The 24,790-nt window shown below is 71.5% G+C and carries 22 protein-coding genes; 10 read left to right on the forward strand and 12 right to left on the reverse strand.

Features of this window, described 5'->3' with window-relative positions; translation table 11 throughout:
* Nucleotides 1-32: 32 nt before the first annotated feature.
* Entirely contained in the window at nucleotides 33-1,070 is a 1,038-nt protein-coding gene (locus O7613_RS12945; protein ID WP_282294071.1) for an acetylxylan esterase, read from the reverse strand.
* A 69-nt stretch (nucleotides 1,071-1,139) separates the two neighbouring features.
* On the opposite strand from O7613_RS12945, the gene O7613_RS12950 reads away from it, so the two are divergent.
* From O7613_RS12950 to O7613_RS12975, 6 genes are read left to right on the forward strand one after another with little or no spacing between them, the layout of a single operon-like run.
* The gene (locus O7613_RS12950) at nucleotides 1,140-2,129 is read left to right on the forward strand and encodes an ABC transporter permease subunit (RefSeq protein ID WP_281588359.1); all 990 of its coding nucleotides are present in this window, start codon (nucleotides 1,140-1,142) and stop codon (nucleotides 2,127-2,129) included.
* On the forward strand, nucleotides 2,126-3,052 hold the full coding sequence (locus O7613_RS12955; protein ID WP_281588358.1) for a carbohydrate ABC transporter permease: 927 nt from the start codon (nucleotides 2,126-2,128) through the stop codon (nucleotides 3,050-3,052). Before O7613_RS12950 ends, O7613_RS12955 begins: the two co-directional genes overlap by 4 nt.
* A gap of 36 nt (nucleotides 3,053-3,088) precedes the next feature.
* Nucleotides 3,089-4,732, forward strand: a complete 1,644-nt coding sequence (locus O7613_RS12960; protein ID WP_282294072.1) for an extracellular solute-binding protein — start codon at nucleotides 3,089-3,091, stop codon at nucleotides 4,730-4,732.
* Entirely contained in the window at nucleotides 4,732-6,282 is a 1,551-nt protein-coding gene (locus O7613_RS12965) for a xylan 1,4-beta-xylosidase (RefSeq protein WP_282294074.1), read from the forward strand. Before O7613_RS12960 ends, O7613_RS12965 begins: the two co-directional genes overlap by 1 nt.
* Nucleotides 6,279-6,968 carry a hypothetical protein gene (locus O7613_RS12970; RefSeq protein WP_282294076.1) on the forward strand — a complete coding sequence of 230 codons (690 nt, stop codon included), beginning with the start codon at nucleotides 6,279-6,281 and terminating at the stop codon, nucleotides 6,966-6,968. Before O7613_RS12965 ends, O7613_RS12970 begins: the two co-directional genes overlap by 4 nt.
* Nucleotides 6,965-9,067 carry an alpha-glucuronidase gene (locus O7613_RS12975; RefSeq protein ID WP_281588350.1) on the forward strand — a complete coding sequence of 701 codons (2,103 nt, stop codon included), beginning with the start codon at nucleotides 6,965-6,967 and terminating at the stop codon, nucleotides 9,065-9,067. The genes O7613_RS12970 and O7613_RS12975 overlap by 4 nt, the downstream gene beginning before the upstream one ends.
* A gap of 12 nt (nucleotides 9,068-9,079) precedes the next feature.
* On the opposite strand, the gene manD is transcribed toward O7613_RS12975, so the two are convergent.
* A complete protein-coding gene (manD, locus tag O7613_RS12980; protein WP_282294078.1) occupies nucleotides 9,080-10,288 on the reverse strand; it encodes a D-mannonate dehydratase ManD in 1,209 nt (402 codons plus the stop codon).
* 93 nt (nucleotides 10,289-10,381) lie between these two features.
* Nucleotides 10,382-12,034: a cellulose binding domain-containing protein gene (locus O7613_RS12985; protein WP_282294080.1), complete on the reverse strand. Its 1,653-nt coding sequence runs from the start codon at nucleotides 12,032-12,034 to the stop codon at nucleotides 10,382-10,384.
* Nucleotides 12,035-12,291: 257 nt separating this feature from the next.
* On the opposite strand from O7613_RS12985, the gene O7613_RS12990 reads away from it, so the two are divergent.
* Nucleotides 12,292-13,842 (forward strand): glycoside hydrolase family 43 protein, encoded by a 1,551-nt coding sequence (locus O7613_RS12990; protein WP_282294082.1) that lies wholly within the window; start codon nucleotides 12,292-12,294, stop codon nucleotides 13,840-13,842.
* A 41-nt stretch (nucleotides 13,843-13,883) separates the two neighbouring features.
* Here O7613_RS12990 and O7613_RS12995 read toward each other — a convergent pair whose 3' ends face one another.
* Nucleotides 13,884-14,054 (reverse strand): hypothetical protein, encoded by a 171-nt coding sequence (locus O7613_RS12995; protein ID WP_281588344.1) that lies wholly within the window; start codon nucleotides 14,052-14,054, stop codon nucleotides 13,884-13,886.
* Between the two features lie 107 nt (nucleotides 14,055-14,161).
* Here O7613_RS12995 and O7613_RS13000 point away from each other — a divergent pair, with 107 nt between their 5' ends.
* The 3 genes from O7613_RS13000 (at nucleotide 14,162) to O7613_RS13010 (ending at nucleotide 18,246) form a co-directional block, all read left to right on the forward strand.
* Nucleotides 14,162-14,530, forward strand: coding sequence for an SCP2 sterol-binding domain-containing protein (locus tag O7613_RS13000; protein WP_281588342.1), 369 nt, complete (start codon nucleotides 14,162-14,164; stop codon nucleotides 14,528-14,530).
* Nucleotides 14,527-16,590, forward strand: a complete 2,064-nt coding sequence (locus tag O7613_RS13005; RefSeq protein WP_282294084.1) for a glycogen debranching N-terminal domain-containing protein — start codon at nucleotides 14,527-14,529, stop codon at nucleotides 16,588-16,590. Before O7613_RS13000 ends, O7613_RS13005 begins: the two co-directional genes overlap by 4 nt.
* 69 nt (nucleotides 16,591-16,659) lie before the next feature.
* A complete protein-coding gene (locus tag O7613_RS13010) occupies nucleotides 16,660-18,246 on the forward strand; it encodes a beta-1,3-glucanase family protein (protein WP_282294085.1) in 1,587 nt (528 codons plus the stop codon).
* Nucleotides 18,247-18,294: 48 nt separating this feature from the next.
* Here O7613_RS13010 and O7613_RS13015 read toward each other — a convergent pair whose 3' ends face one another.
* From O7613_RS13015 to O7613_RS13050, 8 genes are read right to left on the reverse strand one after another with little or no spacing between them, the layout of a single operon-like run.
* Entirely contained in the window at nucleotides 18,295-19,068 is a 774-nt protein-coding gene (locus O7613_RS13015) for an SDR family oxidoreductase (protein ID WP_281588338.1), read from the reverse strand.
* Nucleotides 19,061-19,939: an acyl-CoA dehydrogenase family protein gene (locus tag O7613_RS13020; RefSeq protein WP_282294088.1), complete on the reverse strand. Its 879-nt coding sequence runs from the start codon at nucleotides 19,937-19,939 to the stop codon at nucleotides 19,061-19,063. The genes O7613_RS13015 and O7613_RS13020 overlap by 8 nt, the downstream gene beginning before the upstream one ends.
* Nucleotides 19,936-21,039 (reverse strand): acyl-CoA dehydrogenase family protein, encoded by a 1,104-nt coding sequence (locus O7613_RS13025; RefSeq protein ID WP_282294089.1) that lies wholly within the window; start codon nucleotides 21,037-21,039, stop codon nucleotides 19,936-19,938. Before O7613_RS13025 ends, O7613_RS13020 begins: the two co-directional genes overlap by 4 nt.
* Nucleotides 21,036-22,172 (reverse strand): CoA transferase, encoded by a 1,137-nt coding sequence (locus O7613_RS13030; RefSeq protein WP_281588332.1) that lies wholly within the window; start codon nucleotides 22,170-22,172, stop codon nucleotides 21,036-21,038. The genes O7613_RS13025 and O7613_RS13030 overlap by 4 nt, the downstream gene beginning before the upstream one ends.
* Nucleotides 22,169-22,927, reverse strand: a complete 759-nt coding sequence (locus O7613_RS13035; RefSeq protein ID WP_282294090.1) for an enoyl-CoA hydratase-related protein — start codon at nucleotides 22,925-22,927, stop codon at nucleotides 22,169-22,171. Before O7613_RS13035 ends, O7613_RS13030 begins: the two co-directional genes overlap by 4 nt.
* Nucleotides 22,924-23,442 carry a heme-binding protein gene (locus O7613_RS13040; RefSeq protein ID WP_281588328.1) on the reverse strand — a complete coding sequence of 173 codons (519 nt, stop codon included), beginning with the start codon at nucleotides 23,440-23,442 and terminating at the stop codon, nucleotides 22,924-22,926. Before O7613_RS13040 ends, O7613_RS13035 begins: the two co-directional genes overlap by 4 nt.
* Nucleotides 23,439-23,756 (reverse strand): NifU family protein, encoded by a 318-nt coding sequence (locus O7613_RS13045; protein WP_281588326.1) that lies wholly within the window; start codon nucleotides 23,754-23,756, stop codon nucleotides 23,439-23,441. The genes O7613_RS13040 and O7613_RS13045 overlap by 4 nt, the downstream gene beginning before the upstream one ends.
* Entirely contained in the window at nucleotides 23,743-24,789 is a 1,047-nt protein-coding gene (locus tag O7613_RS13050; RefSeq protein WP_282294093.1) for an amidohydrolase family protein, read from the reverse strand. The genes O7613_RS13045 and O7613_RS13050 overlap by 14 nt, the downstream gene beginning before the upstream one ends.
* Between the last annotated feature and the right edge of the window lies 1 nt (nucleotide 24,790).

Raw genomic sequence — 24,790 nt, forward strand, 5'->3', positions numbered from 1 at the left:
CTCCCCCGCGCGGTCGGGGCCGGCGTGGCACGTCAGCCGGCGGACACCGCTCCGACCGGGGACCGGAGCACCGCGCCGAGCCAGCGCAGTTGGCGCCGGACATGTACGGCCTCCCCGCCCTCGTGGCCGTTGAACGGGTAGGTGTGCAGCTCCCGGGCCGGTCGGTCCGCTCCCCCGGCGGACACGCCGTACTGGTCGTACGCCGCGAGACCGCCGCTCGGCGGGCAGACGGTGTCCCGCAGACCGATCCCGAAGTGCGCCGGCGCGGTGGCCCGCCGGGCGAAGGTGACGCCCTCGACGTAGGACAGGGTGCGCCGCACCGCCTCCTCCGCCTCGCGGTGCACGGCGAGATACCGGCCGATCTCACCGTAGGGCGAGGCGTCGGTCAGCTCGATGGCCCGCTGGATGTCGCACAGGAACGGGGCGGTGACAAGCAGCGCGGCCAGGCCGCCGACGAGACCCGCCACCGCGAGCGCGAGCCCGCCGCCCTGGCTGTTGCCGACCGCGACGACGCGGGTCGGGTCGACGCCGGGCAGGGCGCGGGCCGCGTCGACCGCGCGGACCGCGTCCGTGATCAGGCGGCGGTAGTGGTAGTCCTCCGGGGTCAGGATGCCCCGGGTGGCGATGGTGGGACCGCCGGGCGCGGCGTGCGGATCCGGGGTGTCCCCGGAGGCGTACAGGCCGGCCTGTCCACGGTTGTCCACGAGCAGGTGGGCGTATCCGGCCACTGGCCAGGTCAGCCGCTCGCCCGGCAGGCCCCGGCCACGGCCGTAGCCGGCGTACTCGACCACCGTCGCCAGTGGCGCGGGCACGCCCGCGGGACGGGTGTACCAGGCCCGGACCGGTTCGCCCGCGAAGCCGGCGAACGTCACGTCCCACACGTCGACCAGCCGCAGGTCGGTGGGCTCCGGCCGGACGTCGACGAGGACCGGCGTGGCCGCCGCGTCGGCGAGGGCGGCTTGCCAGAACCGGTCGAAGTCGGCGGGCTCGACGACCGTCGGCGGGTCGCGCCGGAGTTGGTCCGGGGAGAGATCGATCGACGCTCTTGACACGCTGACGACGATACCCATAAATTTCCGAAAGGCTTACGGGGCATTACCGGAAAGTATCGGTCGCGCGCTCCGGTCAGGAGGGTGCGGGTGTTGTCCGAAACCGTGCGGCCGTCGCCCGAGGCGCGGCCCGGCACGTCGCCCCGGACGACGCGCGCCCCCGGCCGCCGGCCCGGGCGTCCGCCCTGGCGGCGGGCCCTGCGCCGGGACTGGCAGCTCTACTCGCTGGCGGTCGGGCCGCTGCTGTTCTTCCTGACGTTCCGCTACCTGCCGATGCTCGGCAACGTGATCGCCTTCCGGCGCTTCCAGCCCGGCGGCAGCCTGTTCGGCGAATACTGGACCGGCCTGCGCTACTTCCGGCTGTTCTTCACCGACCCCACGTTCTGGAACGTCTTCACCAACACACTCGTGCTGGGCGCGCTGACCCTGCTGTTCTGCTTCCCGCTGCCGATCGTGCTCGCGCTGCTGCTCAACGAGGTCCGCAGCCGCGTCCTCAAGCGATTCGTCCAGTCGGTGTCCTACCTGCCGCACTTCCTGTCGATCGTGATCGTGGCCGCCATGGTCATGCAGTTGCTGTCGGTGGACGGCACGGTCAACCAGATGGTCGGCGCCGTGGGCGGGAAACCGGTCCAGTTCCTCCAGCAGGCCGACTGGTTCCGCACGATCTACGTGTCGTCCGAGGTCTGGCAGACCGTGGGTTGGGGCACCATCCTCTACCTCGCCGCGCTCACCACCATCGACGGCGACCTCTACGAGGCGGCCCGGATAGACGGCGCCAACCGGTGGCGGCAGACCTGGCACGTCACGCTGCCCGGCATCCGGCCGACGATGATGACGCTGCTCATCCTCAACATCGGCACGTTCATGGCGGTCGGCTTCGAGAAGATCCTGTTGCTCTACAACCCGCTCACCTACCCGACCGCGGACGTGATCTCCACGTACCTCTACCGGGTGGGCATCGTCTCCGGCAACCTGAGCTACGCCGCCGCGATCGGCCTGTTCGAGGCCGTGATCGGGCTGACGCTCGTGCTGTCCGCGAACGCGATCTCGCGACGCACGGTGGGGACGAGCCTGTGGTGACCACGGCCGCCCGCGCACGGGGGCGGGCGAGCCGGCCGCGGGGTCCCCGGCCCACCCGGGGCTACCGGATCTTCCAGGCGGTCAACGCCGTCGTCCTGACCGGCGTCGTGGTGATCACCCTGTATCCGTTCCTCACCATCGTGGCCCGGTCGCTCAGCGACAACGCGTACATCGTCGCGGGTGAGGTCAATCTGGTGCCGCGCGGCTTCAACCTCACCGCCTACCGGGTGGTGATGTCCGACCCGACGTTCTGGGTCAGCTACCGCAACACCGTCTTCTACACCGTGGTCGCCACGCTCATCTCCGTCGTGCTGACCACCTGCTACGCGTACGTGCTGTCGAAGAAGCACCTGCGGGGCCGGACCGCGCTTGTCGGGATCGCCGTGTTCACCATGTTCTTCACCGGCGGCCTGATCCCCAACTACGTCCTGGTCACCAGCCTCGGGCTGAAGAACACCGTCTGGGCGATCGCGCTGCCGAACGCCATCAACGTGTTCAACCTGCTGGTGATGAAGGCGTTCTTCGAGAGCCTGCCGGTCGAGTTGGAGGAGGCCGCCGCGGTCGACGGGCTGAACACCTACGGCACGCTGCTGCGGATCGTCCTGCCCCTGTCCAAGGCGATGGTCGCCACCATGGTCCTGTTCTACGCCGTCTCGTTCTGGAACTCCTGGTTCGCCGCGTTCCTCTACATGGACCGGCAGGACCTGCTCCCGGTGACCGTCTATCTCCGCAACCTCCTGGCCGGCGCGACCGACGCCACGCAGACCGGCGGCGGCCTCGGCAGCGCCAGCGACGTCGTGCAGTCCGCCGCCACCATCCAGTCCGTGACGATCGTGCTGACGGTCCTGCCGATCCTCGCGGTCTATCCGTTCATCCAGCGCTACTTCGTCTCCGGAATCATGCTCGGCGCCGTCAAGGGATAGCCGCGCACGCACCAGCCCACCACTGGAAGGAACACCATGGTCCAGCTGTCCCGACGCCAGGTGCTGTTCGCCACCGGCGCAGCCGCCGTCGTCTCCCTGGCCGGTTGCGGCGACGACACCCCCGAGAAGAAGGACCTCGACCGCAACCGCGCGGGCGCGATGGACAAGTACGGCGTCGGGGACCAGTTCACGGCCACCGAGCCGCTCACCTTCTCGATCCTCTACAACAACCACCCGAACTATCCGCTCAAGACCGACTGGTTGTTCTGGAGCGAGCTGGCCAAGCGCACGAACGTCAAGCTGGACCCGGTGGCGGTCCCGCTCAGCGACTACGAGCAGAAGCGCAGCGTGCTCGTCGGCTCCGGCGACGCCCCGCTCATCATCCCGAAGACCTACCACCCGCAGGAGAACCAGTACGTCTCCTCCGGCGCCATCCTGCCGGTCAGCGACTACCTCGACCTGATGCCGCACTTCAAGGAGAAGCTGGAGAAGTGGAACCTCCAGCCGGAGATGGACACGCTGCGGCAGGAGGACGGCAAGTTCTACCTGCTGCCCGGCCTGCACGAGAAGCCGTGGCAGGACTACACGCTCGCGGTCCGCACCGATGTCCTGGAGCAGCTGAACATCCCGTCGCCGACCTCGTGGGACGAGGTCTACACGATGCTCAAGGCGATGAAGGCGGCCCACCCGGACCTCTATCCCTTCTCCGACCGGTTCGGCAAGCCCAACCCGGCCGGCAACCTGCTGAACATGCTCGCCCTCGCGTACGGCCTCCAGGGCGCCGGCTGGAACTACCAGCCGACGAGTTGGGACGAGAGCGCCGGGAAGTACGTCTTCACCGGCGGCTCGGACCGGTGGCGCCAGGTGGTGGAGTATCTCCACAAGCTGGTCGCCGAGGGGCTGCTCGACCCGGAGACGTTCACCCAGACCGACGACCAGGCCCGCCAGAAGCTCGCCAGCGGCAAGTCGTTCGTGATCAGCGCCAACGCGCAGTCCATCGTCAACGACTACCGCCCGGACAGCGCGAAGCTCAACCCGAACGCCCGCTTCAAAAAGATCATGTTCCCGATCGGTCCGGCCGGCCCGGTCAACCCGGCGAGCCGGCTGGAGAACGGCGTGATGATCTCCAGCAAGGCCCGGGACAGCAAGAACTTCGTGGCCATGATGCAGTTCATCGACTGGCTCTGGTATTCCGAAGCCGGCGAGGAGTTCGCCAAGTGGGGCGTCGAGGGCACCACGTACTCCCGGGACGCCTCGGGCAAGCGCACCCTCGCGCCGGACGTCGACGTGCTCGGGCTCAACCCCACCGGCAGCAAGCACCTCCAGAAGGACTTCGGCTTCTACAACGGCGTCTTCGCCTACGGCGGCAAGCTCGACCTGGTGCAGTCGTTCTTCTCCCCCGAGGAACTGGAGTTCCAGAAGGAGATGAACGCCCGCAAGCCCGCGCCCTGGGTGACCCCGCCGCCCGCGCCGCTCAGCGACGAGGAGCAGGAGCAGACCACGCTGTGGGCCACCGCGCTGAAGGACCACGTCACCGCGAACACGCTGAAGTTCGCCCTCGGCCAACGGCCGCTGAGTGAATGGGACGCCTACGTCGCCGAACTGAAGGGCAAGAACGCGGAGGCGTACACCGAGTTGGTCAACAAGGCGTACGAGCGGTACCGCAAGAACCACGGCTGATGCGCGTCACCGTTCCCGAGCGGCCCACCGGCCGGCTGCCCGGTGCCTGGCGCGCGTGCGTCGGCACCGGGCGGTTCGACCTGGCCCTTCGGCGCGACTATCAGGACTCGCTGGCCCTCGTGCAGCGGGAGATCGGCTTCCGGCACATCCGCGGGCACGGCCTGCTCAGCGACGGCGTCGGTGTGCACCGCCCGTACGAGCACCGGGGCGAACGCCGGGTCCGGCACGCCTTCACGTACGTCGACCAGGTCGTCGACGCGTACCTCGACCTGGGCATCCGGCCCTTCGTGGAGCTGGGCTTCATGCCCTCGGCGCTCGCCTCCGGCGAGCAGACGGTGTTCTGGTGGCGGGGCAACGTCACGCCACCGCGCAGCCTCACCGAGTGGAGCGACCTGGTCCGGGCCACGGTGGCCCACCTGGTCGACAGGTACGGCCTCGACGAGGTACGCGGCTGGCCGATCGAGGTGTGGAACGAGCCCAACCTGACCGACTTCTGGCAGGACGCCGACCGGGCCGCCTACCACCGCCTGTACGAGGTGTCGGCGCACGCGGTCAAGGACGTCGACGCGGCGCTCCAGGTCGGCGGCCCGGCCATCTCCCCCGGGGCCGACGAGTGGTGGGTACCGTTCGCCGAGTTCGTCACCGACCGCGGGGTGCCTGTCGACTTCGTCAGCCGGCACGCCTACACCTCCGGCCCGGCGCGGCATGTGCCGTTCGGCACCCGGCAGGCGTTGGCCCCGGCGGCGGAGTTGCTCGACCAGTTCGCCGCGCCCCGCCGGCACCTGGCCGGGACCGCGCTCGCCGACCTCCCGGTGCACATCACCGAGTTCAACTCCTCCTACCGGCCGGACAACCCGATCCACGACACCGCCTTCCACGCCGCCTACCTCGCGCCGGTGCTGGCCGGCGGCGGGGACCTGGTCGACTCCTTCTCGTACTGGACCTTCAGCGACGTGTTCGAGGAGGCGGGCATCCCCACCGCGCTGATGCACGGCGGCTTCGGCCTGCTCACCCACCGGCAGGTCAAGAAACCCACCTACCACCTGTACGCCTTCATGGCCCGGCTCGGCGACGCGGTGCTGGCGCGCGGGCCGGACCATCTCGTCACCCGCCACCCGGACGGCCGGGTCGCGGTGCTGGCCTGGGCGCCGGTGGACGTCACCGGCCGGGAGCCGGCGCCCGAGCGGCACACCCTCGCGTTGTCGGTCCCGCTCGGTCCGCCGGGCACCGCGTCGGCGTTCCAGCTCCGGTCGTCGGTGAGCGAGGACGCCGGCAACGCCTGGGCGGCCTGGCGGGAGCTGGGCAGCCCGCAGTCGCCGCGTCCCCGGCAGCTCGACGTGTTGCGGGAGACCGCCGAGCCGGCCCGCAGCCACCGGGCCCTGCCGGTCACCGCCGGGCGGGTCGACCTCGACCTGACCCTCGGCCGGCACGAGGTGACCCTCGTCGAGCTGACCCCCGTGGTGGACGAGACCCCGCCGTGGTGGGACGACCGGCTGCTCGACCCCACCGACGACCCGCCGGCCGGCCCGGGGCCCGAGGTGCGGCCGTGAGCGACGCGGCGGGCAGCCGGCGGGAGTTCGGCGACGGGCCGTTGTCGCGGGCCGCCGCGGTCGTCTACACGCTGCTCGCGGTGGAGCTGTGGCTACTGCTCGGCGTGCTGCCCGGGCTGGTCGCGCTGGTGCTGCTCGACCGCGACGCCAGCAACCTCCCGCTGGTCGCGGTCGCGCTGCTGCCGGTCGGCCCGGCCGTCTCCGCCGCCCTGCACACCCTGCGCCACCAGCGGCCCGACCTGACCGACCTGCGCCCCGCCGCCGCGTTCCGCCGGGCCTACCGGGCCAACCTGCCGGGCGTGCTGCGGGTCTGGGCCCCGACGCTGCTGTGGCTGGCCGTCATCGCGGTGAACCTCGCCCACCTGCCCGCCGCGGCCGTACCGGGTTGGTGGGCGGCGCCGCTGGCGCTGGTCGGGGCGGGGGTGCTCCTGGCCGGGGTCAACGCCCTGGTGATCGTCTCGCTGTTCGACTTCCGCACCCGCGACGCGGTCCGGCTGGCCCTGTACTTCCTGGTCCGCCGGCCGGGCGTCACGTTCGGCAACGCCGTGCTGCTGGCCGCGGTCGCCGGCGTCACCGCGGTCCTGTCCGAGGTGACGCTCGCGTTGCTCGCCGCGCTCGTCGTACTGGCGCTCCTGCGGATCAACGAGCCGATGATCGACGACGTCCGGAGGGAGTTCACCTCGTGAGCGTGCCCACTGGCCAGGCCACCGCCCACCCCGGCGAGGTGACCTGGCACGCCGCCTGGCTGCCGCCGGAGGCGTTCCGGGCCCTCGGTTCCCGGGACGTGCTGGTGCACGGCGACGGTCCGCTCGTCGACACCGTCCTCGACGAGGTGACGCGGGCCTGCGCCAGGTACGGCGGCCGGGTCTGGCACTCCCCGCCCTGGGACGTGGACGCCGACCTGGTGCTCGCCTCGCGCGACGACGGTCCGGTCGCGAACGCGGCGGCGGAGGCGGCACGGCTCCGCGCCACGCCGGCCGTGGACGGTGTCGGCGACGGGTCCCTCGGCGACGAGGGCTTCCTGCTGGCCCGGGTGAACGGCGTGACGGTGGTGCTGGCCGACGCGCCGGCCGGCCTGCTGTACGGGCTGTTCCACGTGGTCCGGCTCGGCGCGGCGGCCTTCGACGACGACCGTCCCGCACGGCGGCACCAGCCCGCCCTGGCCCGGCGGATGCTCGACCACTGGGACAACGTCGCCGTGCACCAGGTGTCGGGGCAGATCGAGCGCGGCTACGCCGGCGGTTCGATCTTCTGGCACGACGGCGCCGCCCGGCGCGACCTGACCCGGCTGCGTGACTACGGGCGTCTGCTCGCCGCCTGTGGTGTCAACGCGATCTCGGTGAACAACGTCAACGTGCACGACACCGAGGCGCGGCTGCTGACCGACCGGCTCGACGACGTGGCCGAGATCGCGGACGTGCTCCGCCCGTACGGCGTCCGGGTGCATCTGGCGGTGACCTTCGCCGCCCCGGTGGTCCTCGGCGGCCTGCCCACCGCCGATCCGCTGGACGACCGGGTACGGGCCTGGTGGGTCGCCGCCACCCAGCGGGTCTACCAGCGGATCCCCGACTTCGGCGGCTATCTGGTGAAGGCCGACTCCGAGGGCCGTCCGGGCCCGTTCACCTACGGGCGCGACCACGCCGAGGGGGCGAACCTGCTCGCCGACGCGCTCGCCCCGCACGGCGGCGTGGTGCGCTGGCGGGCGTTCGTCTACGACCACCACCAGGACTGGCGGGACCGGTCGACGGACCGGGCCCGGGCCGCCCACGACCACTTCACCCCGCTCGACGGGCGGTTCCGGGACAACGTGATCCTCCAGGTGAAGTTCGGTCCGCTGGACTTCCAGGTGCGCGAGCCGGTGTCGCCGGTGATCGCCGCCATGCCGGCCACCCGGGTGGCGGTGGAGTTGCAGGTGACGCAGGAGTACACGGGCCAGCAGCGGCACGTCTGCCACCTCGGGCCGTGGTGGGCCGAGGTGTTGCGGTTCCCGCCGTGGGGCGAGGGCGGCGCAACGGTCGCCGACGTGGTCGCCGGGGACGCCGGTGGCGGCCTGGTCGCGGTGGCCAACGTGGGCGACGACCCGTTCTGGACCGGGCATCCGCTGGCCCAGGCGAATCTGTACGCCTTCGGCCGGCTCGCCTGGGATCCCCGGCTGGACCCGGACGCGATCCTCGACGAGTGGATCGAGCTGACCTGGCTGCCGACGACCACGGGCGATCCGGAGTTGGTACGCCGGACGCTGCACGCGATCATGGATGACTCCTGGCGCACCTACGAGCGCTACACCGCGCCGCTCGGCGTCGGCTTCATGGTGCGGCCCGGCCACCACTACGGGCCGGACGTGGACGGGTACGAGTACACCGCGTGGGGCACCTACCACTTCGCCGACCGCGACGGTGTCGGGGTGGACCGCACCCGGGCGACCGGGACCGGCTTCACCGGCCAGTATCCGAAGCCGTGGTCGGAGGTGTACGAGTCACTCCAGCGGTGCCCGGACGAGCTGCTGCTCTTCTTCCACCACGTCCCCTACCGGCACGTCCTGCACAGCGGGCGCACCGTGATCCAGCACATCTACGACACGCACTTCGCCGGTGTCGAGGAGGTGGCGGTGATGCGCCGGCGGTGGCAGGCGCTCGCCGGGGCGGTCGCGCCGGCGGTGTACGAGCGGGTGGCCGAACGCCTCGACGAGCAGTTCCGCAGCGCCGTCGAGTGGCGGGACCAGGTCAACACGTACTTCTTCCGCAAGTCGGGGGTGCCGGACGCCCACGGTCGCCGCATCCACTGACCCCGGACGCGCTCACCAGGGGTGGACGGTGCCGTCGGTCAACCGGTTCACCGGCAGGTAGGCCGGCGCGTACGGGTAGCGGGCCGCGGCCTCCTCGTCGATGTCCACGCCGAGGCCGGGGGTCTCGGCGGGATGCAGGTAGCCGTCGTCGAAGTGGTAGCCGTGCGGGAAGACCTCGTCGGTGAGCGCGGTGTGCCGCATGTATTCCTGGAGGCCGAAGTTGGGGATGGCGAGGTCCAGGTGCAGCGCGGCGGCCATGCAGACCGGGGAGAGGTCGGTGGCCCCGTGCGAGCCGCTGCGGACGTGGTGCAGCGCGGCGAGGTCGAAGATGCGGCGCAGGTGGGTGAGACCGCCGGCGTGGACCACGGTCGTCCGGACGTAGTCGATGAGCTGTTCCCGGATGAGCTGGGCGGTGTCCCAGACGCTGTTGAAGACCTCGCCGACGGCGATCGGCGTGGTGGTGTGCTGCCGGATGAGCCGGAAGCCCTCCGGCAGGTCCGCCGGGACCGGATCCTCCATCCAGGTCAACGCGTACGGTTCCAGGCTCTTGCCGAGCCGGGCCGCCTCGATCGGGGTGAGCCGGTGGTGCACGTCGTGCAGCAGCCGGAGGGTGGGGCCGAACTCGTCGCGGACCCGGGCGAACACCGTCGGCACGTGCGCCAGGTACGCCTCGGTGGACCAGGTCGTCTCCGTCGGCAGCGCGGCGTCGGCCGGCTCGTAGAACATCTTGTCGGCGCTGACGCCGTACGTCCGGGGCAGGCCGGGCACGCCGCACTGCACGCGCACCGCGCGGTAGCCGAGGTCGACGAAGCGGGCGACCTCGGTGAGCACCTCGTCGACGGTCTCCCCGTTGGCGTGGCCGTAGACGGTCACGCCCTCCCGGGACCGGCCGCCGAGGAGCTGGTAGACGGGCAGCCCGGCGACCTTGCCCTTGATGTCCCACAGCGCGGTGTCGACCGCCGCGATGGCGCTCATGGTGACCGGCCCGCGCCGCCAGTACGACCCTTGGTAGAGGTATTGCCAGGTGTCCTCGATCCGGGCCGGGTCGCGCCCGACCAGCAGCGGCACGACGTGGTCTCGCAGGTAGGACGCGACGGCCAGTTCCCGGCCGTTGAGGGTGGCGTCACCGACGCCGGTGACCCCGTCGTCGGTGAGGATCTTCAGGGTCACGAAGTTGCGGCCGGGGCAGGACACGATCACCCGTGCGTCGACGATCCTCATCCGTGCATCATCCCTCAGTTATCGGTCAAGGTCGATTCGGGCCGGGAGGCCGGTCGTGGCGCTGCGCCGCGACCGGCCCCCGGCCGCATCGGGTCAGGCGACGTCGCAGCTCTGGCCGTTGAGGGTGAACGCGGTCGGTTTCGAATTGCCACCGGACCAGCCGGCGAGGAAGCCGAAGGTCACGGTGCCGCCCGGGCTGATGGCGCCGTTGTAGGCGACGTTCGTGGCGGTGACCTGCGCGCCGCTCTGGGTGTAGGTGGCGCCCCACGCCTGGTTGATCTGCTGGCCGTTGGCGAAGGACCACCGCAGGGTCCATCCGTTGACCGCTGTGGTCCCGGTGTTGCGGACCGTCACGTCGCCCTGGAACCCGTCCGGCCACTGGCCGGTGATCGCGTACGTGACCTGGCAGGCGCCGGTGGACGGCGGCGGGGTGGTCGGCGGGACGGTGGGCGACGGGCTGACGGTCGGCGTGACGGTCGGCGTGGGGGTGGGAGTGCCGGTCCCCCCGCTGACCCGGTAGACGACGGTGCCGTGGCCGGGCACGCTCGCCGAGATCGCGCCGGTGCTGCTGGAGGTGGTGTTGGTCCACGCGTCGCGTAGCGTGAAGTTGCTGCCCGACAGCCCGACGGCCGCCGCGGTGGTGGAGATCGTGGTGGTGCCACTGCCCTGGTTGAACAACGCCACCGCCACATCACCGTTGGCCAACCGCTTCGCCAACACCCGGCGGGTACCGTCGAACGACACCTGCGCCGCCTGCAACGCCAACGCATCCTGACTGATCCCGATCAACGTCGGATTCTTCAGAATCGTCTGCGTCGCCGCGTTCATGTTCCGCAGGTCGTTACCCGCGATCAACGGCGACGCCAACACCGCCCACAACGCGAAATGACTCCGCATCTCCGTGTCGGTCATCCCACCCCGACCCACCTCCAACATGTCCATGTCGTTGAACGCCCCCGGCCTCGCCCGCCCCGCAAGCGGCACCGTCACGTCCACAATGTTCTGGATCCCCATCGGATACCCGTTGGTCTGCCCCGAGTTCCACGTGTTCGTGATGTCCTCCGTGGTCCGCCACATGTTCGCCACATCACCCCAGTCCCGCTGCGGACCCGTCTTCGAATGCACACTGTTGGAGTTGATGCTGTACACGATCGGCCGACCCGTCCCCGCCAGGGCATCACGCATCAGGTTGAACACCCGCACCTGCTCATCGATCGACCCAGACGGCGAACACCAGTCGTACTTCAGATAGTCCACCCCCCAGGACGCGAACTGCCGCGCGTCCTGCACCTCATGCCCCTGCGCCCCCGTCGACCCCGGATAACTGTTGAAATACTGCGCACACGTCTTCGTCAACGGACCCTGATAGATCCCGAACTTCAACCCCCGCGCATGAATGTAGTCACCCAGGGCCTTCATCCCCGACGGAAACCGACCCGGATCCCCCTGCAGATTCCCCGCCGAATCCCGATTCGGGTTCATCCAACAGTCATCCACCACCACATACTCATACCCGGCATCCCGCATACCAGAACTCACCATCGCGTCCGCCATCTGCCGGATCAACGACTCACTGATATTGCAACCAAACGTGTTCCAACTGTTCCACCCCATCGGCGGCGTACGAGCCGCACCGTTGGCGAGGGCGAGCGCCTCGGGTGTGCGCAGCACGGTGGCGGCTCCGGCCGTCACCAGCAGCAGTCCGGCCGCCAACGCGGTGGCCGTCCGGCGACCGCGAGCGAGCATCCTCATGCCTACCATCCCTTTCGGAGCAGGTGGCGCACCGCTCGCCGAGACGCACGGGGGCGACGCGGCGCGCGAGCGCGTTCGCTGTTAGCGCTAACAGGTGCCGCCCGTCCGCACCATGAATGTTGATGTCCCGCATGGGGTCGGCCACCGGACTCCCGGCGGTTGCCGCCTCAGATCCATAGGGTTTCGTGGATGGGTCAGCGGCGTCAAGACGTCTGACGTTATCGTGAACATTTTGTCGGGGGTGGTCGCTCGTGTCCGCAGGCTCGTCCTACCGCAATCCGGTCGTGCCCGGCTTCCACCCCGACCCGAGCGTCTGCCGGGTCGGGGCGGACTACTATCTGGTCTGCTCCAGCTTCGAGTACGTCCCGGGGGTGCCGCTCCTGCACAGCCGGGATCTGGTCAACTGGCGGCAGATCGGCAACGTCCTGGACCGGCCGAGCCAGCTACCGCTCCCGCCGGACACCGTGGCGTCCCAGGGCATCTTCGCGCCCACCATCCGCCACCACGACGGCCGGTTCTGGGTGGTCACCACGAACGTCAGCGTGGGCCGGCACCTCATCGTCTCCGCCCCGGATCCCACCGGCCCCTGGTCCGAGCCGGCCTGGTTCGACCTGCCGCACGTCGACCCGTCGCTGGCCTGGGACGACGAGGGCAACTGCTGGCTGACCACCTCCGGCGTGGACCTCTACCGGATCGACCCGGAACGGGGCCGGGTCCTGGAGGGCCCGATCCACCTGTGGTCGGGCACCGGCGGCCAGTATCCGGAGGCCCCGCATCTCTACCCGATCGACGGTTGGTGGTACCTGCTGCTCTCCGAGGGCGGCACGCACACCGGGCACGCCGTCTCGGTCGCCCGGTCGCGCAGCCCCCGGGGCCCCTACGAACCGGCGCCGGTCAACCCGATCCTCACCCATCGGAGCACCGACCTGCCGGTGCAGGCCACCGGGCACGCCGACCTGGTCCAGGCCGCCGACGGCAGTTGGTGGATGCTCCTGCTCGGCATCCGGGCCCGGGGGCAGTGGCCGCCCTACCACGTCCTCGGCCGGGAGACCTTCCTCGCGCCGGTGCGCTGGGTGGACGGCTGGCCGGTCGTCGACCCCGTCCGGGAGGTCACCCCCGCGCCCGCCGGCACCGCCCCGGCCGGCGCGATCCAGGTCGAGACCGCTCCGCACCGCGACGACTTCGACTCGGCCGTCCTCGCACCGGAGTGGATCTCGCCCCGCGCCCGGCCCGACGCGGCCTGGTCGCTCACCGCCCGGCCCGGATGGCTGACCCTGCACGCCACCGGGACGACCCTTGACCGCGCCGGCGCGACGATCGTGGGGATGCGCCAGCGGCACCACGACTGCCGCGCCAGCGCACGCCTGGACCCGGGTGGCGGCACCGCCGGGCTCACCATCCGGATCGACGAGGCACACCACTACGACCTGGAGGTCCGCGACGGCACCGTGCGGGTCGTCGGCCGGGTCGGGCCGTTCCACCAGGTCTTCGCCACCCTCGCGGTCGACGGCGGTCCGCTCGTCCTGACCGTCGCCACCCGGACCCACGACCTCCGCCCGCCGACCGTGACCTCGGCCGCCGAGCCGGCGGCCGGCGTCGCGCCCCTCGGCGTACGGCCCGCCGGCTGCGACATGGTCACGTTCGAGGTGGCCACCGCCGACGGCACCCACCTGCTTGCCGAACTCGACGGCCGTTACCTGTCCACCGAGGTCGCGGCCGGCTTCACCGGACGGGTCATCGGCATGTACGTGACGGCCGGCACCGCCGCGTTCGACTGGTTCGAGCAGCGCCCGTCGGCGTAGCGGGCGTGTTCGGCGGACCGGGGCGGCCCGCCGGCCGCGGGTCAGGCCGGTTCGGGGACGCCTCCGGGCTCCCCGTCGTCGGGCATCGGCTCGACCGGCGCCTCCGGCAGCTCGTCGGGCGTCTCCGGGAGGAGTTCCCCCGGATCGTCCGGCACGTCCTCGCGCGGGTCCAACGGCGGGTACACCTCGGGGTCGAGGTCGGGATTCGTCATCGACCCATTATCGGACGAGATCGCCGGCGTCGCTCGACGAGCAGGTTAGCGTGCCGGCGCAGGGGGTACGCGCCGAGCGCTCCGGCAGCCGCTCCCGAGGAGGCCAGATGACGTCTGCCGACGCCTTCTTCGACCAGTTGTCGGCGATGGGGTACGACGCCCGGCTCGGCAAGGTCTGCGGCAGCGTCCGGATCGACATCCGCGGCGACGGCGGACTGCGGCACTGGCGACTCGACATCGACCGGGGACACCTTCGCGTCAGTCACGACGCCGGCCCCGCCTCCACCGTCATCACCACCTCGGAGCGGACCGCCGAGGCGATGGCGGCGGGCGGGATGAACGGGCTGGCCGCGATCAGCCGGGGCGAGATCCTGGTCGACGGGGATCTCGGCCTGGCCCTGCGGATCGGGCGGCTCTTCCCGTCGCGGGCGGAGGCGGGCGCCCGGCCGGGCGGGCCCGACGGCGGTGTCGGATGAAGGACGCGCCGGGCACGGTGTCGTGCATCGACGGCAACACGTTCATCGTGTCGGACAGCTCCGGCGACATCGAGTCCTCGACGGCGGCGCCGGTCGGCCTGTTCACCGTCGACAGCCGATACCTGTCGCGCTGGGTGCTCACGGTGGACGGTGAGCGGATGACGGCCCTGTCGGTGGACGACAGCCACTACTTCGAGGCGGCGTTCTTCCTGGTCCCCGGCGGTCAGATGGACTACGTGCAGGCGGACGTGTCGGCCATCCGGCGACGGCGCATCGACGCCGACCTGACCGAGTCGATCACCGTCTTCAACTTCGGCGAACAACCGCGGGAGGTGGACGTCCGGCTGGAGGTGGCGGCCGACTTCGCCGACATCTTCGAGATCAAGTTCGACGTCGGCGTCAAGACCGGCGAGCTGTACACCGAGGTCGCGCCGGACGGGTTGCGGCTGGGCTACCGCCGCGACACCTTCCACCGGGAGGTTTCCATCACCGCCGACCGGCCGGCCACGTTCACCCCCGACGACATCCGGTTCACGGTCCGGCTGGAGCCCGGCGCCGACTGGTCGGTCGAGCTGCGGGCGGAGATGCGGGCGTGGCGGCCCGACGGCGTCGACCTGCGGGCCGGGCCCCGCTCCCTGCGGTCGGACGCGTCAGTCCTGCCCGAGAGCGTGCGGGCCTGGGTGGCCGCGGCGCCGACGCTGGACACCGACAGCGCCACCCTGCGGCAGGTGTACCACCGCAGCCTGGTGGACCTGGCCGCGCTCCGCTTCGCGCCGCTCTCGCTCGGCGGCGCCACCGTGCCGGCCGCCGGCCTGCCCTGGTTCATGACGCTGTTCGGCCGCGACAGCCTGCTCACCTGCCTCCAGACGCTCCCGTTCACGCCGGCGCTGACCCCGCCGACGTTGCGCATCCTCGCCTCGCTCCAGGGCGCGCGGAACGACGACGTGTTGGAGGAGGACCCCGGGCGGATCCTGCACGAACTGCGTTACGGCGAGTCCGCGGCGTTCGAGGAGCAACCCCACTCGCCGTACTACGGGACGGTCGACGCGACCCCGCTGTTCGTGGTGCTGCTCGACGAGTACGAACGGTGGAGCGGGGACACCGCGCTGGTCCGGGAACTCGAACCGGAGACACGCGCGGCGCTGACCTGGATGGCTGGTCCCGCCGACCTCACCGGCGCCGGTTACCTCTCCTACCAGCGACGCAACGTGGAGACGGGGCTGGAGAACCAGTGCTGGAAGGACTCCTGCGACAGCATCTCCTACGCCGACGGCCGGTTGCCGGGCTTCCCCCGGTCGACGTGCGAGGCCCAGGGGTACGCCTACGACGCGAAGATCCGCGCGGCCCGGCTCGCGCGCGAGATCTGGCACGACGCGGCCTTCGCCGACCGGCTCGAACGGGAGGCGGCGGCGTTGTACGAGCGCTTCAACCGCGACTTCTGGCTGGAGGATCGCGGTTGGTACGCGGTGGCCCTCGACCCGGACGGCACCCCGGTGGACAGCCTGACCTCCAACATCGGGCACCTGTTGTGGAGCGGCATCGTGCCACCGGAGCGGGCCGCCCGGGTGGCCGAGCATCTGATGAGCCCGGCCCTGTTCTCCGGCTGGGGCGTCCGCACGCTGGCCGAGGGGCAGGGCCGCTACAACCCGCTGGGTTACCACACCGGCACCGTGTGGCCGTTCGACAACTCCTTCATCGCCTGGGGGCTGCGGCGCTACGGCTTCACCGACGAGGCCGGCCGGATCGCCGAGGCCATCATCTCCGCCGCCGCCTACTTCGAGGGACGCCTGCCGGAGGCGTTCGGCGGCTTCGACCGCCGGACCACCCGCTACCCGGTCCGCTACCCGACCGCCGGCAGCCCGCAGGCCTGGTCCAGCGGGGCTCCGCTGCTGCTGCTGCGCACCCTGCTCGGCCTCGATCCGCACGAGGACCATCTCGCCACGATCCCGGCGCTGCCGCCGACGTTCGAGCACATCGCCCTGCTGAACGTGCCCGGCCGCTGGGGCCGGATGGACGCCTTCGCCCGGTACCGGCCGGACAATTCGCCGGAAACGTATTGACAAACTTTGTTTCCAGATAGACGCTGAGAGAGCGCTCTCCGCCGCTCTCCGCCACCAACGAGGTGTCCCATGCGTCTTCGGAAACGGCTGCTCGCCGCCGCGTCAACCCTGCTCGTCGCACTTGGTAGCGGCCCGCCCCTCGCCGCGCCCGCGCAGGCGATCGGCCCGAGCCTGCTGCCCGTCACCGTCACCAACACCACCGGCCGCGCCGACGCCGTGCACCTGTACGTCATCGGCACCCAACTGTCCACCGGCCGGCTCGGCTACGTGACCGCGTCCGGCGCGTTCGTGGCCTGGACCGGCGGGCAGATCCCGCCGTCGCCGGCGCCGGACGCCTCCATCCCCGGCCCCGGCAACGGCGGCAGCACCACCCTCCAGTTCCCGCGCGGCTTCTCCGGCCGCGTCTACTTCGCGCTCGGGCAGAAGCTGAAGTTCCTCCTCACGCCCGACGGCCTCGTGCAGCCCGCGCCGTGGGCGGCCGGCGACGCCAACCGCGACATCCTCTTCGACTGGAGCGAGTTCACCTACAACGACTCGGGCCTGTGGCTGAACAGCTCGCAGGTCGACATGTTCGCGGTGCCGCACGCGGTGACCGTGACCGGATCCAACGGCGTCACCCGGCGGACCGGCGACGTGGTGGCGAACGGGCGCAACGCGGTCATCGACGGGATCCGGGCCCAGTCCGGCTGGGCCAACACGGTCCAGACCCGCTCGGACGGCACCGTATTGCGGGTGCTCGCCCCGGGCAAGGCGGCCGGCGCCGGCCTGCTCAGCGCCACCTACCTCGACTCCTACATCGCCGCCGCCTGGAACGCGTACACCACGAAGACGCTCACCGTGGCGCCCTTCGCCGACCAGCCGTCCGTCCGCTACTACGGCCGCACCTCGGGCACCACCATGAGCTTCACCAACGGCAGCGGTCAGGTGGTCGCCTCGTTCAAGCGGCCCTCGTCGGCGAGCGTGTGGGGCTGCGACGGCGACCTGCCCGCGCCGAACGACCAGGTGGTCGGCCCGATCTCGCGTACGCTCTGCGCGGCGCTGAACCGCGGCACGCTCGGCACCGTCGACACCCAGCCCAGCACCGACGCCGCCGCCTTCTACCGCAACTCCCCCACCAACCAGTACGCCCGGCTGATCCACGCCAACATGGCCGACGGCAAGGCGTACGCGTTCGCCTTCGACGACGTCGGCGCGTTCGAGTCGCTCGTGCACGACGGCGACCCCCGCTCCGCCGGGCTGATCCTCAGCCCGTTCGGCGGCGGCTCGACGAGCACCGCGACCGCGCTTGTCAGCAGCCTCAACAACAAGTGCGTCGACGTGCCCAGCTCGAACTTCGTCGACCGCGCCCCGCTGCAGATGTGGAACTGCAACAACACCAACGCGCAGAAGTGGACGTTCAGCGGTTCGGCGCTGCGCAGCCAGAACGGCAAGTGCATGGACGTCGACGGCGGCTCGACCGCCAACGGCGCGACCGTCCAGCTCTACGCCTGCAACGGCACCGGCGCCCAGCAGTTCACCCTCACCGCCGCCGGTGACCTGGTCAACCCCCAGGCCAACAGGTGCGTCGACATCAAGGACCGCAACACCGCCGACGGGGCCCGGCTCCAGTTGTGGGACTGCAACGGCACCACCGGCCAGAAGTGGCGCAAGGGCTGACCCGACGGCAGGCGCGACGGGGGCCGGCGGCCCCCGTCGCGCCAGGCCCTAGATCGACGCCGTCGAGCCCGCGTTGACGGAGTACTCGGCGCCGGTCACCTGGCGGGAGGCCGGGCCGGCGAGGAAACGCACGACGGCGGCGACGTCCGCCGGCTCGTTCATCCGGCCCAGCGCCAGCCGGCGCATCTCGTGCACGAAGTGGTCCGCCGCCGCCTCGGTGTCGATGCCGAGCCGCTGTGCGAGCGAGGCGAGGAAGACCTCCATGGTCGACGTGCGGGTCGGACCCGGCGCCACCGTGTTGACCCGGACCCCCGCCGGGCCGTACTCCATCGACAGCGCCTTGGCCAGGGCCAGCAGCGCGGCCTTGCTCACCGCGTAGTCGACCAGGTACGGCTTGGGGTGCCGGGCGGCCTCGGAGCCGATGTTCACGACGCTGCCGCCGCCGCGCTCGGCCATCCTCGGGACGATCGCTCGGCACAGGCGTACGCACGACATCACGTTGATTTCCCACGTGCGCTGCCACGCCGCGTCGTCGATAGCGGTGAACGAGTCGCGATACGGTGCCACGGCCACGTTGTTCACCAGGATGTCGACTCCGGTGAAGGCGGTGGCGGCGGCGTCGGTGACACGTCGCACGCCCTCCGCCGTACCCAGGTCGGCGGCAACCACCGTGACGCCGGGTAACCGCTCACACGCGGACGGGTCCAGGTCGGCGACCACGAGGTGACAGCCCTCGCCGGCGAACCTCTGCGCGATCTCGAGGCCGATACCGGAACCGGCTCCGGTCACGACGGCCGTCCGGCCGGTCAACGAGTCATCCATCAGCACTCCAGAAGTAGTCTTCCCCGCGCGCGGCCACGCCGGCCGTGAGGACGCGCTCGACCGCGAACTCGGGCTGCCACAGGTCCCGCCACGCCCACAGTCGCCGGGTCAGCCGCTCCAGCCCCAGTTCCTGCGTCACGCCGATCGCCCCGTGCACCTGGTGCGCGATCCGCGCGACGACACCGGCGGCCCGCGCCGCGACCGCGTGCGCGCTCAGCACCGAGGCCGGGTCATCCGTCTCGGTCAGCGCACGGTCGAGCACGGCCGCCGTGAGCACCGACTGGGCGTGCGCCTCGGCCACGAGTGACGCCACGGCCTGGAAGCGGGCGATCGGTCGGCCGAACTGCACCCGGGTCTCCGCGTAGGAGGCGGTACGCCCCACCGCCGCCTCGATCGCCCCGGCCAGCCGTGCGGTGTGCAACACCCGCCAACGCGCCAGCACCGACCCGCCCGCCTGACCCGAGGCAGGTACGGCCATCTCGTCGACCGGCTCCCCCGCGATGTTCCACCCCTCCCGCAGGTCCCGAACCGGCACCACGGCGTCGCTTCCGTCGAGCACGAGCACATCGGCGCACCAGCGCCCCCACGGCGTCAGCGCCTCCCCCGGCCCGATCGGCAGTGCCACCCCGACGGCGCCGCCCAGCGCCCCGGCGTACAGCTCCGGCACCGGGGCCGACAGCCCGGCGGCGGCGATGGCCCGTACGACAGCGGCGAGGTCGGCGAGCGATCCCCCGTACCCACCGTCGGTCTCGGCCACGGCCAGCAGGTGCCACTGTTCCTCCCGGGTGATGCGCCACACCGCGGCCATGTCCACGGCGGTACGCAGCCGCGCCACCGCGGCGTCCGCCACCGGATCGGCCGTCGACGTCATCGCGCCTCCTTCAGGGCGGCCCGGGCGACGAGCACTCCGAGCACCTCCGTCGTGCCGCCGCGCAGCGTGAAACCGGGCGCGGACAGCTGCGCGTCCGCGAGCATCGCGACGAACCGGGGCCATGCCGCCGCGCCCACCTCGGCACGGGTCAGTCCGCGAGCCGCCTCGATGACGTCGGCCTCGAACCGGTTGCCGAGCAGCTTGAGCGTCGCGGCGGCGGAGACCGGCGCCTCCCCCGCGTCCATCCGGGCCGCCACCTGCCGGCCGAGGGCCCGCAGCGCGGTGAGCCGGGCGACGAGTTCGCCGCACCCCCCGTTGCCGGCGGCGGCGAGCATCAGGCGCAGCAGGGGGTACGTGCTCAGGACGCGCTCGGGCCCGCCCCGCTCGAACGAGAGCTGGTCGGTCACCTGGGACCAGCCGTTGCCGACGACGCCGAGCACCCAGGCGTCGGGCACGACGGCACCGTCGAGGAAGACCTCGCAGAAGTGACCCGGACCGCGCAGATCCGGGATCGGCCGGACGGTGACGCCCGGCTGGTCGAGGTCGAGGACGAACTCGGTCAGCCCCTCGTGCCGGGCCGGACCGGTCGGTGTGCCACCGGTGCGGGCCAGGACGTAGGCATGGGTGGCCCGGTGGGCGTGACTGGACCACACCTTCTGCCCGGTCAGCGCCCAACCGCCGGGGACCCGCTCGGCGCGGGTACGCACGGCGGCGAGGTCGGAGCCCGCCTCGGGTTCGCTCATGCCGAGGCAGAACCGCGCCTCGCCGGCGGCGATCCGGGGCAGGACGTCCGCCTTCAGCTCCTCGGTGCCCCACCGCGCCACGGCCGGACCGATCTGCCGGTCGGCGATCCAGTGCGCGGCGACCGGGGCGCCGGCCCGCAGCAGTTCCTCGGTGAGCACGAACCGGTCGACGAAGCCACGACCGTGCCCGCCGTACCGTGGCTCCCAGGTGAGCCCGATCCAGCCGTGGGCGGCGAGCAACCGGCTGAACTCCTCGTCGTACCCGAGCAGCCACGAGTCGCAGCGCGGCTCGAAGCGGCCCGCGCGCCGCCACCGCTCCAACTGGTGCCGGATCTCGGCCCGTTCGACGGACGTCACGGCGTACCCAGAACGTCCGCCTGGTGCTCACCCAGCATCGGCGCGGGACGGTACGGCGCGAGCGGGGTGGCGGACAGGTTGATGGGTGCGGCGATGCTGCGCAGCGTCCCGACAGCCGGGTGGTCGACGAGCGAGACGACACCACGGGCGGCGAGATCCGGGTCCCGTAACAGCTCCTCGTAGCGGGCCAGCGGCGCGCACGGCACGTCGAGGTGGTCGAGGATCGCGAGCCACTCGTCGGTGGATCTGGTGCTCATGATCTCGGCGACGATGCCGTACAGCGCGTCGGCATTGGCGATCCGCCTGCCGACGGTGTTGAAGCGCGGATCGTCAAGCACCGCGCCGCGACCGGCCCGGTCGAGGAACCGCCGCCACTGACGCTCGGTGTAGATCATGACGCAGAGGTGTCCGTCACGGGTGCGGTACGGACGGCGGTTGGCGGCGGCCGTCCGCGGATAGACCGGCGGCGCCACGGGTGGCTCGAACGTCCAGCCGTCGAGTTGTTCGAGCAGGCCGAAGGCGAACATGGTGTCGAACATCGGGACCTCGACCCGCTGTCCCTGACCGGTCTCGTCCCGGTGGCGCAGCGCGGCGAGCACCCCGACGACGGCGGTGAGACCGGCGAGCTTGTCCGCGACCGGGGTGACGACGTACCCGGGCTCGTCCTGGTTGATGCTCTGGAGCGCGGCCAGGCCGGAGGCGCCCTGGATGATGTCGTCGTACGCCGGGCGGTCGGCGTGCGGGCTGTCGCCGCTGAACCCGGGGATCGCGCAGTAGACCAGCCCGGGGTGCAGACCCGCGCAGTCCGGGTAGGACAGGCCGAGGCGCTCGGCCGCGCCGGGCCGCATGTTGTGCACGAGCACGTCGGCGGTCGGCACGAGTCGGGCCAGTTCCGCCCGCCCCTCCGGCGTCCCGAGGTCGAGCACGACACTGCGCTTGCCCCGGTTCATGTTCAGGAACACCGCTGCCATGCCCGGCACGGTGCTGGCGCCGAGGTGCCGGGCGATGTCGCCGCCGGGTGGCTCGATCTTGACCACGTCGGCGCCCAGGTCGGCGAGCATGAGGGTGCAGTACGGACCGGAGAAGGTACTGGTCAGATCCAGCACCCGTACGCCGTGCAGCGGGCCGCTCACCGCACGGCCCGCCGGCGCAGCGACCACATCTGCGCGGCCCGCTCCGCCTCCATCGCCTGCTCCCACGCGTCGGCGCCGGGGCCGGCCGAGCGGCGGAAGGACGCGGTGATCTGACGGCTCAGCTCCGGGTCGGCCGGGGCTTGCGCGGCCAGGGCCAGGGCCCGCGCGTCCACCTCGTCGTCGGCGACGCACTCCCAGGCCAGTCCGGTCTGCGCCGCGCGCCGTCCGTCGATCTCCTGGTTGAGCAGTGTCATGGCAGCCGCGCCGGAACGACCGAGCGCGGTGGCGGCGAGCAGCAGGTGCCCGCCGCCGGGATGCAACCCGATCGCGCCGAAACCCGCGACGATGCGGGCGTTCTCGGCCACGACCCGGACGTCCGCGGCGAGCAGCAGGTTGACTCCGGCGCCGACGGCGGCGCCCCGGACCGCCGCGACGACCGGGACGCCGAGCCGACCCAGCCGGTGGAACGACTCGTAGACGACGCCGAGGTCGGCGTAGCGACGGGGGTCCGCGGGATCCTCCGCCACGTCGTCGAGCAGGGCCCGGTGCGCTCCGGCGCAGAAGTGCCCGCCGCCGCCGCGCACCACGGCGGCGCGCACCCGCGGGTCGGCGTCGACCCGCGCGACCGTCTCCACCAGCTCACGCGCCATCGCGAGGGTGAGCGCGTTGCGACGCCGCGGCGCGTCGAGCGTGATGACCGCGACGCCGTCGACGACCTCCAGGCCGACCTCGGACCGGTCCACGGCCGCCGTCACCCGAGCACCGCCAGACCGGCCTCGGCGACCTCCATGTCCTGGGTGTAGTGGCCGCCGCTGACCCCGATCGCGCCCACGACCGCTCCGTCGACCCGGATCGGGAAACCGCCGCCGAACGTGACCAGCCGGTCGATGCCGGCGGGCGCCCCCATGGCGAGCGGCCCGTCGTCCTTGATGAAGTCGTACCATCCGTCGCTGCTCAGCCCGAAGCCGACCGCGGTGTACGCCTTGTCCTGGGCGAGCTGCACGGTGACCAGCGGGGCGCCGTCCATCCGCTGGTACGCCTTCAGCACCCCGCTCTCGTCACAGATCGCGACCGTGACCGGAAGCCCCATCGACTCGGCCCGCGCCACCGCGGCGTCGAGCGCGGCGCGGGCCGCCGCGTGCGCGATCGTCGGCCGGTTGACCACGGTGGACGGCACGGACGACGTCGGCGCCTCGTCCTGGTACGGCAGGAACGGATCCCGCCGGCGATATCCGTTGCGGCGCGGGGCCCGACCGGTGCGACCACTCATGACTGCTCCTCCTCGTCCGGACGATGGCTGCTGATGCCGAACATGCGGGCGATCCGCTCCTCGGCGAAGCGGGACACGCCGCCCTCCCGGGACACCGAGCGGACGCCCTCGACCTGCAACAACGCCGGGCGCACCAGCGCGCCCATGGTGACCGGGGCGGACGGACACGCCCGACACCGGCCCTTGAAGCTGACCCGGGCGTCGCCCGCGTCGTCGACCGCGACGGTGATGCCGCCGCCGTGCGCCTCGACGAGCTGCCGGACCTTCCCCTCCAACGCCTGGTCGGCCGCACGGCTCAGGTCAGCGGCGGCCACGGCGCACCGCCTTGCGGGCCGGGGTGGCGGCCCCGGCGCCGTACAGGGCCTCGGTCTTCGCCTCGATGTCGATCCCCATCAGCCGGGCGAAGTTGCGACCGAAGATCTTGTCCTTGACCTCGTCGGTCAACTCGGGGTAGCCGTAGCCGTCCTGTAGGTCCTCCGGCATCGTCATGTCCGCGAACAGGTCGATGTACGCCTGCACCTTGGGCCACACGAACGCCTCCGAGCCCCAGAGCAGCCGGTCCGGGCCGACGTGGAGCAGACACTTGCCGATCGCGTGCAGCGCCGCGCGGGGCGCGACCGGGTACTGGTTGATCCAGGCGGTCAGCGCCAGGTGGATGTTCTCGTAGCGCGAGGCGATGTTGATGGTCTCGTCGATGAACGGCTCGCCGAGGTGGTGGACGATGAAGTTCATCTCCGGGAAGTCCTGGGCCGCGCGCTCCAGGTCGTAGGGGGCCAGGTCGGCGATGTGCTGGGTGTTGAACGCCAGCCCCTTGTGGAACTGCACGTTCGTCACCCCGTGCTCCAGGCACGCCTCCCAGATCGGATACGCCACGTCGGGGTCGTCGATGCGCCAGGACACGCCGCCGGAATGGGCCTGGTAGAACTTGAAGCTGACCGCGCCCCACTCCCGGATCTGCCGGATCGCCTCGGTGACGGCGCCGTACCGCCCGTGCGTGATCGGGTCGACGCCGCCGCAGAAGAGCACCCGGTCGGGATATGCCTCCTTCAGCTTGTAGTTGTTCTCCGCCGGGGAGAAGCCGAGCTTCCAGCCGCCGTGGCTCGGCACCGTCTGCGCCATGGCGATGTCGGTGTCGGACTCCTCGAAGATGAGGCGGTAGGCGTCCTCGACGGAGAGCTCCCGGTCGGAGATGTCGTCGTAGGGGAAACCCGGCTTCGAGTACTTCTTCGCGTACTCCACCAGGGCGTTCGTCGACTTGCGGCCACCGCCGTACGTCTCGTCGTAGTTGTCCTCGGTGAGCTTGTACATGTGGATGGCGTTGTCGAAGATGAAGTGGTTGCCCTTCACG

Origin of the sequence: Micromonospora sp. WMMD975 (assembly GCF_029581215.1) — a bacterium.
Classification (GTDB): Bacteria; Actinomycetota; Actinomycetes; order Mycobacteriales; family Micromonosporaceae; genus Micromonospora.